Genomic DNA, 15,720 nt, shown 5'->3' with positions numbered 1-15,720 from the left:
GTCCGGCTGACGGGCGGCCGGACGGGCTCGGGAATGGTTCAGTCGCTCAGGGGCTGGTTTCCGGCAGAGTCACCTCTGTCCAACTGCTGTCCGGATCGAAACGGGTCATCTTCATGGCGATCTTGCTGCTCTCCAGACCGAGGTTCTTGGAGAAGATTTCACCATCGTGGCTGATCATGAAGCTCATGACACCGCTGTCGCCATACTTCACCGGCCAGGCAACCAGGGCGAAGCCGCGGGTCATCTTGCCGCCGATCAGGTAGTCGTAAGCGCCGCCGGGCGCCGACGGGCCCTGGGCGGTGAGGATGCGATAGTGGTAGCCATGCCAGCCGTCACCGGGCAGCTCGTCGCCGAACAATGGGCCGAGCGGGCTTTGCGCGCCGCCTTCTTCTTCCGGCCAGTACAGGCCGTCATGCTGCCCGTCGCTGCTGACGAATTTCTGGGCGTACTCCAGAACCCCGTCACCATTGCGGTCGACTTCGGCGAAGTCCATCTGCGCGTCGTGGTAGGCCTGTACGGCCTCCAGTGCCGATTCCTCATTGCGGCCGATGCGGCGGATGCGGATTTCCTCGCCGCCAGCCTTGGCGTTGAAGGCCCAGCCCTTTTTCTCGTGGACGATCGGCAAGGGCAGGGTCCAGGGGTCGTTGCCGACGACCAGGTGGGCGAGATGGGGGTTGTCCTTCTCGATCTGGTGTTTGTCCTTGTAATGCGCGAGGAAGGCGTCAACCTCGGCGCGGTCGATGCCCGCAGTGGGGATGTAGCTCTGCCAATCCTTGCCCAACAGGGCGGCGAGGCGCTCGGGATCGGCCTTTTCGGTTCCCAGGGCGGCGACGAAGGCATCGGCGGCCGCGTCGGGGGTGGGGAAGCTTTCCTGCGCCAGCAGGCTGGCGGGCAGGGCGGCGAGGAGGGCGAGCGCCAGCAGGCGCGATGCGATGGGCATGGCTCGTCTCCTATCGACGTCCGCCGCCACGGGGCGCGCGGGCTGGGCGTTGCACGGTATGGCCGGCGCGCGCTGCTTGCGGTCGGCTGGCGGCGGCTCGGCTGACTTGGCCACGATTGGCAAGCTCGCGGGACTGTCTCGGGTTGTTGGCGCCGGCGAAGGCATTGTTGCGCGGGGCCTGGGTTCGGGAGTGCTGCTGGCGCGCCTGTTCGCGGATCCGCTGATTGTTCTCCGCCCGAGGTCGAGCCTGCGCGCTACGGTTCTGCGCCACGTTCTGCGCGCGCTGACGTGCTTCGGGATTGTTCTTCAATTCGCGCGTGGCGTTCTGCGCGCGTTCACGGGCCTGATTGACGTCGCGCGGCTCGCGATTGGCCTGCTGGGCGCGCTGCAGGGCTTGCGGGTTGTCGCGCAGGTCGCGGGTGGCGGCCTGCGCTCGTTCCCGGGCCTGGGCGTTGTTCGCAGCGGGCGGGGCGATGCCGCGCTCGGCCAGGCTCTGCTGCGCCCGAGAGCGCTCCTGAGCGCGGGTCGAGTCGAACCCGCGCATCGCTTCGCGCTGCTCTCCGCCGGCCAGCCGCCGGTTGTACTGCTCGCGGCTGCGGTTGTCGCGGTAGGGCACGCCGTTGCGGTAGGTCGGGTCATGGCGCCAGGCGGCACGGTTGCCATTAACGTTCTGGCTGAACTCGCGATTCACGTTTCGATTGACGTTCCGGTTGCTGTTGAAGTTGTTGTAGTGCTCAACGTCCACATCGATCTCATGGTCGTCCCAGTCGCAGTCTCCCCAGAGCGAGCCGACGATGGCGACGCCCGCGCCAAATGCCAAACCGCTGGCCAGCGCGGTGGCGACGGGGTATTGAGGCGGCGGCGGATAGTAGACCGGTGGGCTGGACGGGTAGGCCCAGGTGCCATAGACCTGCGTGGGGTTGTAACTGGGGACGTAGACCACTTGCGGATCGGCGGGCTCGATGATGATCGTCTGCGCTGGCGCTGCCTGCTGAACGATCTCGGTGCCGCCGGACGCAGGCTGGGCCGGAGCCGGTGGCGCCGGTTTCACGGTGACGGTCTGCTGCTCGTTCGACTGCAGGTTGCCGGCCGCCTGGGCCTGGCGGCGCAGGCGCTGGACGGAATCCATCACCGCATCGGGCTGGGCGAGGAAAGCATCGCCTACGCGCTGCACCCAGGCCGGGTCCTGGCCCAGCGTGGCCAATACCAGCGGGAAGGCGACCAGCGATTGCACGCTCGGGTCCCATGGCTGATCTGCCACTTGTTTGACGGCGTCATCGCCACTGACTTTGGGGTGGGCTTTCGACCATGCTGCCGCGTCGGCGACGTTGCCGGGGTAGGTGGTCGCCATCAGCACCTGTGCCAGCAGGGAATCGGGATACAGCGCCAGGGGGGCGAGCATCTGGTCCAGTTGCTCGGTGCTGAACACCGCCTGGGCTTGTTGCTCCGCCGCTTGAGTAGCGGGTGGCGTGGCTGGCGGCGCGGGCGCAGCAGCCGGGGCCGGCGGTGGCGCCGGTGGCGGCGCAGGCGTAGCGGCGGGCTGGGCGGCGGCGGGGGGGCTAGTGGGTGGCGTCTTGGCGTTGGGTGGTTCGTCCGAATCACAACCCGACAGCGCCAACAACACGACCAGCATCAGATACTGACATTCTCGCATGGCGCTCTCCTGTGCCGTTGCCGTGGAATGCCCGCCCCATGACCTGAGTCATGGGGAAATCGTGGGTCTGGAGAATGATAGGCGCAGCGGCGAAAAGCTGCCGAAAAGACAACGGCCGGGATGGCCGGCCGTCGAAAGGAGGGAGTGCGAGGCGCGGTGGTTACTTGAGGCGGCGCTCGACGCCTTTTTCCACCAGGATCTTCGCGGAGATTTCCTCCACCGAGAAATGCGTGGAATTGATGTAGGCGATGTTCTCGCGGCGGAACAGGTTTTCCACCTCGCGAACCTCGAATTCGCACTGGGCGAAACTGGCGTAGCGGCTGTTGGGCTTGCGTTCGTGGCGGATGGCAGTGAGCCGGTCCGGGTCGATGGTCAGGCCGAACAGCTTGTGCTTGTAGGGCTTGAGCGCGTTGGGCAACTGCAGGCGCTCCATGTCTTCTTCGGTCAGCGGGTAGTTCGCCGCGCGGATGCCGTATTGCAGGGCCATATAGAGGCAGGTGGGCGTCTTGCCGCAGCGCGAGACCCCGACCAGGATGAGGTCGGCCTTGTCGTAGTAGTGGGTGCGGGCACCGTCGTCGTTGTCGAGGGCGAAGTTCACCGCGTCGATCCGCTCCATGTAGTGCGGGTTATGGCCGATGCTGTGGGATTTTCCGACGGAATACGACGAGTCTGAGGATAATTCTTGCTCGAGCGGGGACAAAAAGGTCGAGAAGATGTCAATCATGAAACCGTTGGATTGCGCAAGGACCGAACGGATCTCACGATTGACGATGGTATCGAAGATGATCGGTCTTGCCCCGTCTGCCTCCGCAGCCCGGTTGATTTGCTGTACCATGACGCGCGCTTTTTCTTCGGTATCGATGTAAGGTCGCGTCAGTTTGGTGAAGTTGATGTTCTCGAACTGCGCCAGAAGGCTCTGGCCGAGGGTTTCGGCAGTAATGCCGGTGCCGTCGGAAATGAAGAATGCAGTTCGTTTCATGTGCGCTGCGGGCCTTATAGGTAGGATTGAATCCTGGTTATGATAGGCCCCACGTTTGCAAGGCCCTTTGCCGGGGCATTCTCACCCATTTTTCCGGCTCCGGCCAGAAGGGTGGGACCGCTCCGACTTGTATGACCTTTTCCAACACTTAGTGGAGAGATCACCTTGGTAGAGTACGTAGTTTCCCTCGATAAGCTCGGCGTCCACGATGTCGAACATGTGGGGGGCAAGAACGCATCCCTGGGCGAAATGATCAGCAACCTCGCCGGTGCCGGCGTTTCCGTACCGGGTGGCTTCGCCACTACCGCCCAGGCCTACCGTGACTTCCTCGATCAGAGCGGCCTGAATGATCGCATCCACGCGGCGCTCGATGCCCTCGACGTGGACGACGTCAACGCCCTGGCCAAGACCGGCGCGCAGATCCGCCAGTGGGTGATGGAAGCCGAATTCCCCGCCCGTCTCGACGCCGAGATTCGCAAGGCTTTCGCCGAGATGGCCGGCAGCAACGACAACATGGCCGTGGCCGTGCGTTCCTCCGCCACCGCCGAAGACCTGCCGGACGCGTCCTTCGCCGGTCAGCAGGAAACCTTCCTGAACATCCGCGGCGTGGACAACGTGATCCGCGCGGCCAAGGAAGTCTTTGCCTCCCTCTTCAACGACCGTGCCATCGCCTACCGCGTGCACCAGGGCTTCGACCACAAACTGGTCGCCCTGTCCGCCGGTGTGCAGCGCATGGTCCGCTCGGAAACCGGCACTGCCGGCGTGATGTTCACCCTGGACACCGAGTCCGGTTTCCGTGACGTGGTGTTCATCACTGGCGCCTACGGCCTCGGCGAGACCGTGGTGCAGGGTGCGGTGAACCCCGACGAGTTCTACGTCCACAAGCCGACCCTGGAAGCCGGCCGCCCGGCCATCCTGCGCCGCAACCTGGGCAGCAAGGCCATCAAGATGATCTACGGCGACGAAGCCAAGGCCGGCAAATCGGTCAAGGTAGTCGACGTGGAGAAGGCCGACCGCGCGCGCTTCGCCCTGTCCGACGCCGAAGTGATCGAGCTGGCCAAGCAGGCCCTGATCATCGAGAAGCACTACGAGCGTCCGATGGACATCGAGTGGGCAAAGGACGGTGACGACGGCAAGCTGTACATCGTGCAGGCCCGCCCGGAAACGGTGAAGAGCCGTTCCAGTGCCAACGTGATGGAGCGCTACCTGCTCAAGGAAAAAGGCAAGGTCCTGGTCGAAGGCCGCGCCATCGGCCAGCGCATCGGTGCCGGTCCCGTGAAGGTGATCCACGACGTTTCCGAGATGGACAAGGTCCAGCCGGGCGATGTGCTGGTCTCCGACATGACCGATCCGGACTGGGAACCCGTAATGAAGCGCGCCAGCGCGATCGTCACCAACCGTGGCGGCCGTACCTGCCACGCAGCGATCATCGCCCGCGAACTGGGCATCCCGGCAGTCGTCGGTTGCGGCAACGCTACCCAGGCGCTGAAGGATGGCCAGCGTGTGACCGTTTCCTGCGCCGAAGGCGACACCGGCCTGATCTATGAAGGCGAGCTGGGCTTCGACATCCGCCAGAACTCGGTCGATGCCATGCCGGAGCTGCCGTTCAAGATCATGATGAACGTCGGCAACCCCGACCGCGCCTTCGATTTCGCCCAGCTGCCGAACGAAGGTGTGGGCCTGGCCCGCCTGGAATTCATCATCAACCGCATGATCGGCGTGCACCCCAAAGCGTTGCTGAACTTCGCCAGCCTGCCGGCGGACATCAAGGAAAGCGTCGAGAAGCGCATCGCCGGCTACGACGATCCGGTTGGCTTCTACGTCGAGAAGCTGGTCGAGGGTGTCAGCACCCTGGCCGCCGCCTTCTGGCCGAAGAAGGTCATCGTGCGTCTGTCGGACTTCAAGTCCAACGAATACGCCAACCTGATCGGCGGCAAGCTCTACGAGCCGGAAGAAGAAAACCCGATGCTCGGCTTCCGTGGCGCTTCGCGCTACATCAGCGAGTCCTTCCGCGACTGCTTCGAGCTCGAATGCCGCGCGATGAAGAAGGTCCGCAACGAAATGGGCCTGACCAACGTCGAGCTGATGGTGCCGTTCGTGCGCACCCTGGGCGAAGCCTCTCAGGTCGTCGACCTGCTGGCCACCAATGGCCTCAAGCGTGGCGAGAACGGCCTGCGCGTCATCATGATGTGCGAGCTGCCCTCCAACGCCCTGCTCGCTGACGAGTTCCTCGAGTTTTTCGATGGCTTCTCCATCGGCTCCAACGACCTGACCCAGCTGACCCTGGGCCTGGACCGTGACTCGGGCATCGTCGCGCACCTGTTCGACGAGCGTAACCCGGCGGTGAAGAAGCTGCTCTCCAACGCCATCCAGGCGTGCAACCGCGCCGGCAAGTACATCGGCATCTGCGGCCAGGGGCCGTCGGACCATCCGGACCTTGCCAAGTGGCTGATGGAGCAGGGCATCGAGAGCGTGTCGCTGAACCCCGACTCGGTCCTCGACACCTGGTTCTTCCTCGCCGAAGGCCAGTCCTGACGGTTCCTTCTCCATCCTGAGAAGGGCGGGTGATTTCACCCGCCCTTTTTTATGCAAGCGATTCCATGCAAAGCAGCAGTCAACTCTTTCCCGTCGCGCTGGTGAGCGCCGAACTGCGGGGCGACCTCACCGAGGACGTCTACCGCCTCAAGCCAAACAACAGCCCCGACTCCAGCGTCGAGCTGGCAGTCACTCGTCTCGGTCGTCCGGATGGGCGCCGTGGTGTGCCTGTGATCCTGTTGCATGGCAGTTTTTCCAATCGCCGCTTCTGGTTCTCGCCCAGGGGCATTGGCTTGGGCGCGTACCTGGCGCGTGCGGGGTTCGACGTGTGGATTGCCGAGATGCGTGGCCACGGCCTGTCGCCGCGCAACGAGGACTACGATCGCAATCGGGTGGCCGATTACGCACGCTTCGACCTGCCCGCCATCGCCAATTTCGTGGTTGAGCAGAGCGGCCAGGCGCCGCACTGGATCGGCCACTCCCTGGGTGGCGTGACCCTGGCCGCCGCGCTGGGCGGCGGTTACCTGGACGAGCGGCAGGTGGCCAGCGTATCCCTTTGCGGCAGTCAGATCAGTCGCACCTACTGGCCTCTGAAACTACCACCGGTGGCATGGAGCGGGCGTTTCCTGCTCAAGCGCATGGGCGGTCTGTCTGGCGCCCGCCTCAAGCGCGGTCCGGAAGACGAGCCCCTGGGGCTGGCCCTGGAAGCATTGCACTGGTACAGCCTGTTCGGCCGTTTTGGTGAAAAGGACAACGACTGGTGGAGCGGGCTGCAGAAGGTTTCCCTACCGGTGCTGGCCATCGGTTCCGATGGCGACATCCAGGATCCGGCCTGGGCTTGCCGCATGCTGCTGGAGCAGTTTGGTTCCCAGGTCCGGCAGTTCCTGCACCTGGGCAAGCGCCAGGGCTTTTCCGAGGATTTCGGTCACGTCGAGATGCTTATCAGCAAGGGGGCGCAGCGTGAGGTCTGGCCCTTGTTGCAGCACTGGCTGGAGCACGGTGCGTTGCCTGAAGGGCAGGGCGCCCTTGCCCAGGCTTGAGCTTGGCGCGGCAGGGAGTAGACTGTGACGCCATTGCGGCTTTCGGTCACATCCAGGCCTGAAACCCTGCCGGATTTCATCAAGAGGAGCTTCTCCATGCATTACGTCACCCCCGATCTGTGCGATGCCTACCCGGAGCTGGTCCAGGTCGTCGAGCCGATGTTCAGCAACTTCGGCGGGCGGGACTCCTTCGGTGGCGAGATCGTCACCATCAAGTGCTTCGAGGACAACTCGCTGGTCAAGGAGCAGGTCGAGAAGGATGGCAAGGGCAAGGTACTGGTGGTGGATGGCGGTGGCTCGCTGCGTCGCGCCCTGCTGGGCGACATGCTGGCCGAGAAGGCCGCCAAGAGCGGCTGGGAAGGCATCGTGGTGTACGGCTGCATCCGGGACGTCGACGTGATTGCACAGACTGACCTGGGCGTGCAGGCACTGGCCAGCCACCCGATGAAGACCGACAAGCGCGGTATCGGCGACCTGAACGTCGCGGTGACTTTCGGCGGCATCACCTTCCGCCCGGGCGAGTTCGTCTATGCTGACAACAATGGCATCATTGTTTCGCCTAAAGCATTGAAAATGCCGGATTAATTCGAACCTTCCAGTAAGAGTCCGGTCAATGCCGGAAGCGAAAGCTTCCGGCATTTTTCATGGGGCTCGCGAAGGCGACCTCAAGCGAAGGAAAAGGGCATGCAGCAGTACGAGAGCGGCACGGAACGCGGACTGATCGACGGCTTTGTGCTGGATGGTCGCGGCGGCGGCCGGCGAATCACTCGCAGCGAATTACCGTTGCTGGATCTCAAGCCCGAGGAAAGCCTTTGGGTGCACTGGGATCGCGGCGTGCCCGAGGCCCAGGCCTGGCTGCGCGAATCCAGTGGGCTGAACGAATTCGCCTGTGACCTGCTGCTGGAGGAGGCTACCCGTCCGCGCCTGGTGGACCTGGGGGGCGAGCGCTTGCTGCTGTTCCTGCGCGGGGTCAACCTGAACCCTGGCGCGGTGCCGGAAGACATGGTGTCGCTGCGCGTCTACGCCGAGTCGCAGCGCGTCATCTCCCTGCGCCTGCGCCCGCTCAAGGCGGTGGCCGACCTGCGTGCCGACCTGGATGCCGGGACCGGCCCGAAGACCGCCTCCGAAGTCGTGCTTTACCTGGCTCATTACCTCACCGACCGCGTCGACACCCTGATCGGCGGCCTTGCCGACCAGCTCGATGCCATGGAAGAGGCAATCGAAGAAGACGAGCGCAGCATCCCCGACCAGCACCAGTTGCGCACCCTGCGACGACGCGCCGCAGGCTTGCGCCGTTACCTCGCGCCGCAGCGGGAAATCTATTCGCAGATGATCAGGTACAAGGCGTCCTGGACGGTCTCCGATGACGCCGACTACTGGAACGAGCTGTACAACCGACTGACCCGCAACCTGGAAGAACTGGAGCTGGTGCGCGAGCGTATCAGCCTGATCCAGGAAGCCGAACATCGTCGAATCACCGAGCGGATGAACCGCACCATGTACCTGCTTGGTATCATCACCGGCTTTTTCCTGCCCATGAGCTTCGTGACCGGGCTTCTGGGTATCAACGTCGGCGGAATTCCGGGCGCGGACGCGCCTTATGGGTTTGTCGCGGCCTGCTTCCTGATTGGCGGCCTGGCTGCGTTCCAGTGGTGGATATTCCGACGCCTGCGTTGGCTCTAGGTGTGACTTTTGAGGTAGTGAGGGCGTCAAGCACCTCACACAGGCGAGGTGCGCATGCACGACCCATTTGAAGAATCCCTGCGCGATCTGCTGCGAATGCCCCCGGAACAGCCGGGCGACAATTCGCGTCTGGATCGCGTCCTGAAGACCGCCAACCGGCAGGTGGGTGCGGGCGATCTGTTCAGCCTGATGGGGCACTGGTTCCAGGCCCTGTCCATCGGCGTGAGCCGAGGCGCCGCGCATCTTGCACCTGTCTCGCGTCACGCGCAGAATTCCGCCCCTTCCGCTGACAAGGCCGACTGAACATGCAATTCGACATCTGGACGCAAAGCCTGCTCACCGCCATGAACACCCTGTGGGGCAAGCTGGCCGGGTTCATTCCGAACCTGCTCGCCGCGCTGGTGATCGTGCTGCTCGGCTTCGTTGTCGCCAAGTTGCTGGACGCACTGCTGTCCAAGCTGCTCGCCAAGCTCGGCCTCGACCGCCTGATGGCCGGCACCGGCCTGACCAAGCTGCTGTCGCGCGCGGGCATCCAGGTACCGGTTTCCACACTGATCGGCAAGATCGTCTACTGGTTCGTGCTGCTGGTGTTCCTCGTCTCCGCCGCAGAGTCCCTGGGCCTGCAGCGCGTCTCGGCGACCCTGGACATGCTGGCGCTGTACCTGCCCAAGGTCTTCGGTGCGGCTCTGGTACTGATCGTCGGCATCCTGCTGGCCCAACTGGCCAACAGCCTGGTGCGCGGCGCCGCCGACGGCGTCGGCCTGGAGTACTCCAATGGCCTGGGCCGAGTCGCCCAGTGGCTGGTCATCATCATCAGCATCTCGGTGGCCATCGGGCAGCTCGAGGTGAAGACCGACCTGCTCAACTACATCATCGCCATCGTGCTGATCACCATTGGCCTGGCCGCCGCGCTGGCGCTGGGGCTGGGCAGCCGCGAAGTGGCGGGGCAGATCATCGCAGGGATTTACGTGCGGGAGCTGTATCAGGTCGGACAACAGGTGAAAGTGGCGGATGTCGAAGGCATCATCGAGGAAATTGGTACCATCAAGACTATCCTGCTGACAGACGAGGGTGAGCTGGTGTCGATCGCCAACCGCATCCTGCTCGATCAGCGTGTAACCAGTCGCTGAAGATGATGACCGATTGCCGGTACGGCTTCCCGAAAGCCGCGCCGGACGCTGACTTGACCTGGCCCGACCCGACTTGAACAAGCCGCAATCACTGTCCTTGCGCTATGACCCGCGCCAGCTCACCGACGAGGAGCTGGTGGAGCGTTCTCACGAGGAGCTTTACCACGTGACGCGGGCGTATGAAGAGCTGATGCGGCGCTACCAGCGCACGCTCTTCAACGTCTGCGCGCGCTACCTGGGCAACGACCGGGACGCCGATGATGTGTGTCAAGAGGTCATGCTCAAGGTGCTGTATGGTCTGAAGAACTTCGAAGGAAAGTCGAAGTTCAAGACGTGGCTGTACAGCATCACTTACAACGAGTGCATTACCCAGTATCGGAAGGAACGGCGCAAACGCAGATTGCTCGATGCGCTGAGTCTGGATCCAGTCGAGGAAGCTTCTGAAGAGAAGACGCCAAAAGTCGAAGAACGGGGTGGGCTAGACCGCTGGCTAGTTCATGTCAATCCCATTGATCGGGAAATCCTCGTGCTTCGATTTGTTGCGGAACTGGAGTTTCAGGAGATCGCCGACATCATGCACATGGGGCTCAGCGCCACAAAAATGCGCTACAAACGTGCACTCGATCGAATGAGAGAAAAGTTTTCGAATGTGACGGAATCTTAGTCCGGGAAATATTGTCTCTCTGTTTGGCAAGTTCTGATAAACTTGCCACCCAAGTTGTACGGCCTATGGTTAGGACAACTTATTGACCACCAAGATGGGGATTTAACGGATGAAACTGAAGAACACCTTAGGCGTCGTAGTTGGCTCGCTGATCGCCACCTCCGCTATCAACGCGTTCGCCCAAGGCGAAGGCGCTGTCGAAGTCGAAGCCTTCGGCAAGCGCTACTTCACCGACAGCGTTCGCAACATGAAGAACGCGGACCTGTACGGCGGTTCCGTAGGTTACTTCCTGACCGACGACGTCGAGCTGGCTCTGTCCTACGGTGAGTACCACGACGTACGTGGCACCTACGAGACCGGCAACAAGAAGGTCCATGGCAACCTGAGCACTCTGGACGCCATCTACCACTTCGGTACCCCGGGTGCCGGCAACCTGCGTCCGTACGTTTCCGCAGGTATCGGCCACCAGAGCCTGACCAACATCAACTCCGAGAACGGCAGCCGTCAGAACCTGACCATGGCCATGATCGGTACCGGTCTGAAGTACTACTTCACCGAAAACTTCTACGCCAAAGCCAGCCTGGACGGTCAGTACGGTCTGGAGCAGCGCGTCAATGGTCACCAGGGCGAGTGGATGGCTGGCCTGGGCGTTGGTATGAACTTCGGCGGCGGCGCCAAGCCGGCCCCGGCTCCCGAGCCGGTTGCTGAAGTCTGCTCCGACTCCGACAACGACGGCGTCTGCGACAACGTCGACAAGTGCCCGAACACCCCGGCCAACGTCACCGTTGACGCCAACGGCTGCCCGGCTGTTGCCGAAGTCGTTCGCGTACAGCTGGACGTGAAGTTCGACTTCGACAAGTCCAAGGTTAAAGAGAACAGCTACGCTGACATCAAAAACCTGGCTGACTTCATGAAGCAGTACCCGTCCACCTCCACCACCGTTGAAGGCCACACCGACTCCGTCGGCACCGACGCCTACAACCAGAAGCTGTCCGAGCGTCGTGCTAACGCTGTTCGTGACGTACTGGTCAACGAGTACGGTGTTGAAGGCGGCCGCGTAAACGCTGTTGGTTACGGTGAGTCCCGTCCGGTTGCTGACAACGCAACCGCCGAAGGCCGCGCAGTTAACCGCCGCGTAGAAGCCGAAGTGGAAGCCCAAGCCAAGTAATTGGTCTGAGCTGACGAGAAAAACCCGGCCCAGGCCGGGTTTTTCTTTGCCTGCAGAAAAGTGAGCTCAGGCAGTGCAGGCCCGGACGGCCTGCTGGGCTGCGGCGGCGACTTCGCCAATCACCAGGATCGCCGGGCTTTTCAGGGTGAAGCGCTGGGCGTCGTCCAGCATGTCCGCCAGGTGGCTACGGTACTCGCGCTGGGCGGGCAGGGAAGCATTCTCGATCATCGCCACCGGCGTGTTGGCAGCCATGCCTCCCTCAAGCAGGCCGTCGCGGATTTCCGCCAATTTCGCTACGCCCATGTACACCACCAGTGTGGTGCCGCCCTCGGCCAGGCCGCGCCAGTTCAGCGGGCTGTCATCCTGGGTGTGTGCGGTCACCAGGGTCACGCCTCGGCTGACACCGCGCAGGGTTACGGAGATGCCGCACTGAGTAGCGGCTGCCAGTCCTGCGGTGATGCCGTTGACCAGTTCGCACTCGACTCCTCGCGCGGCAAGCCAGTCGGCCTCTTCGCCGCCCCGGCCGAAGATGCACGGATCGCCCCCTTTAAGACGAGCCACGCGGCGCCCCTGGCGTGCATAGCGCAGCATCAGGCGGTGGATGAAATCCTGCGGTGTGGAGCGGCAGCCGCCGCGTTTGCCGACAGCAATGACTTGCGCGGCAGGGCAGTGCTCCAGTACCGCGGGGTTGACCAGGTCGTCGATCAGCACCACGTCAGCTTGCGCCATGGCCCGCACGGCCTTCAGGGTCAGCAGCTCTGGATCGCCCGGGCCAGCACCGATCAGCCAGACTTTTCCACTCATGTCGTTCTCCTCAGGCTGCCGTCTTTGCGGCTTGATTCAGGCGGTGGCGGCCAGCGGCTTCTGAAGCAGCAGGCGCTTGATTTCCGGTATGCAGGAGCCGCAGGCGGTGCCGCACTTGAGCTCGCATTTGAGACCTTCCAGGTCCAGGCCTTTCTCGATGCCGGCCTGGATACGGCTCTGGCTGACGTTCAGGCAGTTGCACAGGGTCTTGTCCGCTGCCGCGGCGGGCTTGCCGGGGGCGGCGCTGAGCGGGGCGAGCAGCCAGCGGCGCAGCTCCTGGTCGGCACGGCCTTCCTTCCACAGTTCGCGCAGCCAGGCGCGGGCGGCGGTTTCGCCGGCCAGGCGCAGCGAGACAATTCGAGATTGTTCGATGCGCACGCGTTTACCGACGGTGCGGCGCGGGTCGTCATAGGCCATGACCGGGCCCTCGCCGAGGTCGAGCAGGGCATCGATGCGGGCCAGCCACTCTGCGCAGGGCGCTTCTGCGTGCGCGGCGCGAATCACCAGGGCCGGGCGCTCACGGCCGGTGGGGCTGAAGCTGGCGTAGCGCAGCTCTTCGAACTGCGGGCGCAGGGCATCGAAACGCTTCTGTACGTTGCCTTCCACGAGCGCGAAGAATTGCCAGGGCAGCTCGACGCGGCTGACTTCCACGGTGGCGTGCTTGAGCTCCGGCTGGCGCGACAGTGGGTCCACCGCCGGCAGCGTGAGTACATTGATGCCCAGTCCCTTGAGGAAACGGTCGCCCCAGTGCATCGGCAGGAAGGCCTGGCCTGGGCGAAGGCGGTCGTCTGCCTGCACCGGCAGCACCAGTTCGCCACGGCGGCTATGCAGGCGTACCAATTGACCGTCACTAATGCGCCGGCGGCGCAACTCGTCCGGGTGCAGGCCGAGCACGGCCTCTTCCACGTGGCCGAACAGTTGCGGCGCTGTCCCGGTGCGGGTCATGCCGTGCCACTGGTCGCGCAGGCGGCCGGTGTTGAGGATCAGCGGGTAACGCGCGTCGCGCTTTTCCTTCGGAGGGCGGTAAGGTTCGGCGATCAGTCGGGCGCGGCCGTTCGCGGTGGGAAACTGCCCATCGCCATACAGGCGCTTGGTGCCTTGCTGCGCCCCAGAGCGGAAGGGCCATTGCTGCGGGCCAAGGGTGTCCAACAGCGCGTAGTCGATGCCGGAGAGGTCGAGGTCGCGCCCACGGGTCAGCAGTTTGTATTCCTCGAACAGCGCGGACGGCGAGTCAAAGTCGAACAGGCCGGGCTCACCAGGGCGCAGGCGCTGCTGCAGGCGGCGGGCGAAGTCGCAGACGATGCGCCAGTCCGCCCGCGCCTCGCCGATTGCCGGGATGGTCGGGCGTACATGACTGATGCGGCGCTCGGAATTGGTCACGGTGCCTTCCTTTTCGCCCCAACTGGCGGCTGGCAGCAGCAGGTCGGCGTACTGGCAGGTTTCGCTGGTGGTGAAGGCTTCCTGGACGATGACGAAAGGGCAGGCGGCCAGGGCTTCGCGCACGCGGGTCTGGTCCGGCAGCGATTGCGCCGGGTTGGTGCAAGCGATCCACAAGGCTTTGATGCGCCCATCGCGCACTGCGTCGAAGAGTTCGATGGCACTCAGTCCGGGGTTCTCCGGCAGTTGTTCGACGCCCCAGTAAGCGGCGACTTCCGCGCGGTGCTCGGCATCAGCGGCTTCGCGGTGACCAGGCAGCAGGTTGGACAGGCTGCCGGTCTCGCGCCCGCCCATGGCGTTGGGCTGGCCGGTTAGGGAGAAGGGGCCGGCGCCAGGGCGGCCGATCTGCCCGGTGGCCAGGTGCAGGTTGATCAGCGCGCTGTTCTTCGCGCTGCCGGCGGTGGACTGGTTCAGGCCCATGCACCACAGCGAGAGAAAGGATGGCGCCTGGCCGATCCACTGTGCGGCGCGTTGCAGGTCGTCCACGGCGATGCCGCAGATTTCCGCCACGGCCAGCGGACCGTAGTCGCGTACCAGGGCTTTCAGTCCGTCCAGTCCATCAGTGTGAGCGTCGATGAACGCGCGGTCGATCCAGCCCTCCCAGAGCAGGATGTGGAGGATGCCGTGGAACAGTGCTACGTCAGTGCCGGGCAGGATCGCCAGGTGCAGGTCGGCTTGTTCGGCAGTGTCGGTGACACGCGGATCGATGACGATCAGCTTCTTCTCCGGGTGTCTGGCGCGCGCTTCTTCCAGGCGGCGGAACAGCACCGGGTGGGCGTAGGCCATGTTACTGCCGGCGATCATCACGCAGTCGGCCAGCTCGATATCCTCGTAGCTGCAGGGCGGAGCGTCGGCGCCCAGGCTGCGTTTATAGCCGACCACCGCCGAGGACATGCACAGGCGCGAGTTGCTGTCGATGTTGTTGGTGCCGACCAGGGCGCGGGCGAGCTTGTTGAAGGCGTAGTAGTCCTCGGTCAGCAACTGGCCGGAGACGTAGAAGGCCACGCTGTCCGGCCCGTGCTCGCGGATGGTTTCGGCGAAGATGCCGGCCGCGTGTTCCAGCGCGGTGTTCCAGTCCGTGCGGCTACGCGCCAGGTCCTTGCCAAGACGCAGTTCCGGGTAGTGCGCGCGGGCGTCTGCGTCGCCGCTGAGATGCAGCGTCGAGCCCTTGCTGCACAGGCGGCCGAAGTTGGCCGGATGCTGCGGGTCGCCTTGCACGCCCAGGATGCGCTCGTCGTCGTGCTCGATCAGTACGCCGCAGCCGACGCCGCAGTAGCAGCAGGTAGATGCGGTGGTGCGACGGTTCTGGTTCATGGCTCGACCTCGTTCGGCTGACTCAGGCGCAGATGCTCACGGATGCACGCAGGGCCAGCAGCACGCGACCATCCTCGACCTTCACCTCGTGGCGATGGGCGCAGCCCTGGTCGGGGGCGACTGCCTCGCCGCTGGCCAACTCGATCTGCCAGTTGTGCAGCGGGCAGGCCACGCGCTTGCCGTAGATCAGCCCCTGGGACAGCGGGCCACCCTTGTGCGGGCAGCGGTCGTCGAGGGCGAAGACTTCGTCCTCGGAGGTGCGGAAGATCGCGATGTCGCCCTGGGGGCCGGCGATGACGCGCGAGCCCAGCGGGTTGATGTCGTCCAGGGCGCAGATGTCGAACCAGTTCATGGGGTGTCTCCAGCAATCGG

Annotated in this window: 14 protein-coding genes; 8 read left to right on the top strand and 6 right to left on the bottom strand. The window is 64.0% G+C overall.

Going from position 1 to position 15,720, the window contains the following annotated elements:
* Positions 1 to 46: 46 nt before the first annotated feature.
* From AC2T4A_RS24145 to ppsR, 3 genes are all read right to left on the bottom strand, one after another.
* Positions 47 to 940 carry a DUF2950 domain-containing protein gene (locus AC2T4A_RS24145; RefSeq protein ID WP_486741987.1) on the bottom strand — a complete coding sequence of 298 codons (894 nt, stop codon included), beginning with the start codon at positions 938 to 940 and terminating at the stop codon, positions 47 to 49.
* Between the two features lie 10 nt (positions 941 to 950).
* Complete coding sequence (locus AC2T4A_RS24140; protein WP_486741986.1) at positions 951 to 2,594, bottom strand: DUF3300 domain-containing protein; 1,644 nt, start codon at positions 2,592 to 2,594, stop codon at positions 951 to 953.
* Between the two features lie 160 nt (positions 2,595 to 2,754).
* The gene (gene ppsR, locus AC2T4A_RS24135) at positions 2,755 to 3,573 is read right to left on the bottom strand and encodes a posphoenolpyruvate synthetase regulatory kinase/phosphorylase PpsR (protein ID WP_017516884.1); all 819 of its coding nucleotides are present in this window, start codon (positions 3,571 to 3,573) and stop codon (positions 2,755 to 2,757) included.
* Positions 3,574 to 3,738: 165 nt separating this feature from the next.
* Here ppsR and ppsA point away from each other — a divergent pair, with 165 nt between their 5' ends.
* The 8 genes from ppsA to AC2T4A_RS24095 all read left to right on the top strand — a co-directional run bounded on the left by ppsA (position 3,739) and on the right by AC2T4A_RS24095 (position 11,793).
* Positions 3,739 to 6,108 (top strand): phosphoenolpyruvate synthase, encoded by a 2,370-nt coding sequence (gene ppsA / locus AC2T4A_RS24130; RefSeq protein WP_416746643.1) that lies wholly within the window; start codon positions 3,739 to 3,741, stop codon positions 6,106 to 6,108.
* Between the two features lie 65 nt (positions 6,109 to 6,173).
* The gene (locus AC2T4A_RS24125; protein ID WP_486741985.1) at positions 6,174 to 7,148 is read left to right on the top strand and encodes an alpha/beta fold hydrolase; all 975 of its coding nucleotides are present in this window, start codon (positions 6,174 to 6,176) and stop codon (positions 7,146 to 7,148) included.
* A 96-nt stretch (positions 7,149 to 7,244) separates the two neighbouring features.
* Positions 7,245 to 7,733, top strand: a complete 489-nt coding sequence (gene rraA, locus AC2T4A_RS24120) for a ribonuclease E activity regulator RraA (protein ID WP_416746647.1) — start codon at positions 7,245 to 7,247, stop codon at positions 7,731 to 7,733.
* Between the two features lie 99 nt (positions 7,734 to 7,832).
* Positions 7,833 to 8,831, top strand: a complete 999-nt coding sequence (locus AC2T4A_RS24115; RefSeq protein WP_416746649.1) for a zinc transporter ZntB — start codon at positions 7,833 to 7,835, stop codon at positions 8,829 to 8,831.
* Positions 8,832 to 8,885: 54 nt separating this feature from the next.
* Complete coding sequence (locus AC2T4A_RS24110; protein WP_478378342.1) at positions 8,886 to 9,134, top strand: CrfX protein; 249 nt, start codon at positions 8,886 to 8,888, stop codon at positions 9,132 to 9,134.
* A gap of 2 nt (positions 9,135 to 9,136) precedes the next feature.
* Positions 9,137 to 9,961 (top strand): mechanosensitive ion channel family protein, encoded by an 825-nt coding sequence (locus AC2T4A_RS24105; RefSeq protein WP_017516811.1) that lies wholly within the window; start codon positions 9,137 to 9,139, stop codon positions 9,959 to 9,961.
* Between the two features lie 73 nt (positions 9,962 to 10,034).
* Positions 10,035 to 10,625, top strand: coding sequence for an RNA polymerase sigma factor SigX (sigX, locus tag AC2T4A_RS24100; protein WP_416746653.1), 591 nt, complete (start codon positions 10,035 to 10,037; stop codon positions 10,623 to 10,625).
* Between the two features lie 109 nt (positions 10,626 to 10,734).
* The gene (locus AC2T4A_RS24095; protein WP_416746655.1) at positions 10,735 to 11,793 is read left to right on the top strand and encodes an OmpA family protein; all 1,059 of its coding nucleotides are present in this window, start codon (positions 10,735 to 10,737) and stop codon (positions 11,791 to 11,793) included.
* 66 nt (positions 11,794 to 11,859) lie between these two features.
* Here the strand turns inward: AC2T4A_RS24095 and cobA are convergent, their stop codons facing one another.
* From cobA to nirD, 3 genes are read right to left on the bottom strand one after another with little or no spacing between them, the layout of a single operon-like run.
* Complete coding sequence (gene cobA / locus AC2T4A_RS24090) at positions 11,860 to 12,597, bottom strand: uroporphyrinogen-III C-methyltransferase (RefSeq protein WP_416746657.1); 738 nt, start codon at positions 12,595 to 12,597, stop codon at positions 11,860 to 11,862.
* Between the two features lie 36 nt (positions 12,598 to 12,633).
* Entirely contained in the window at positions 12,634 to 15,348 is a 2,715-nt protein-coding gene (locus AC2T4A_RS24085; protein ID WP_486741984.1) for a nitrate reductase, read from the bottom strand.
* A 22-nt stretch (positions 15,349 to 15,370) separates the two neighbouring features.
* On the bottom strand, positions 15,371 to 15,700 hold the full coding sequence (nirD, locus tag AC2T4A_RS24080) for a nitrite reductase small subunit NirD (RefSeq protein ID WP_478378344.1): 330 nt from the start codon (positions 15,698 to 15,700) through the stop codon (positions 15,371 to 15,373).
* Between the last annotated feature and the right edge of the window lie 20 nt (positions 15,701 to 15,720).

This window comes from Pseudomonas sp. PVC-3-1 (genome assembly GCF_057444315.1).
The sequence above is the reverse complement of the archived record's forward strand: the minus strand, read 5'-3'. Positions and strand labels throughout refer to the sequence as shown.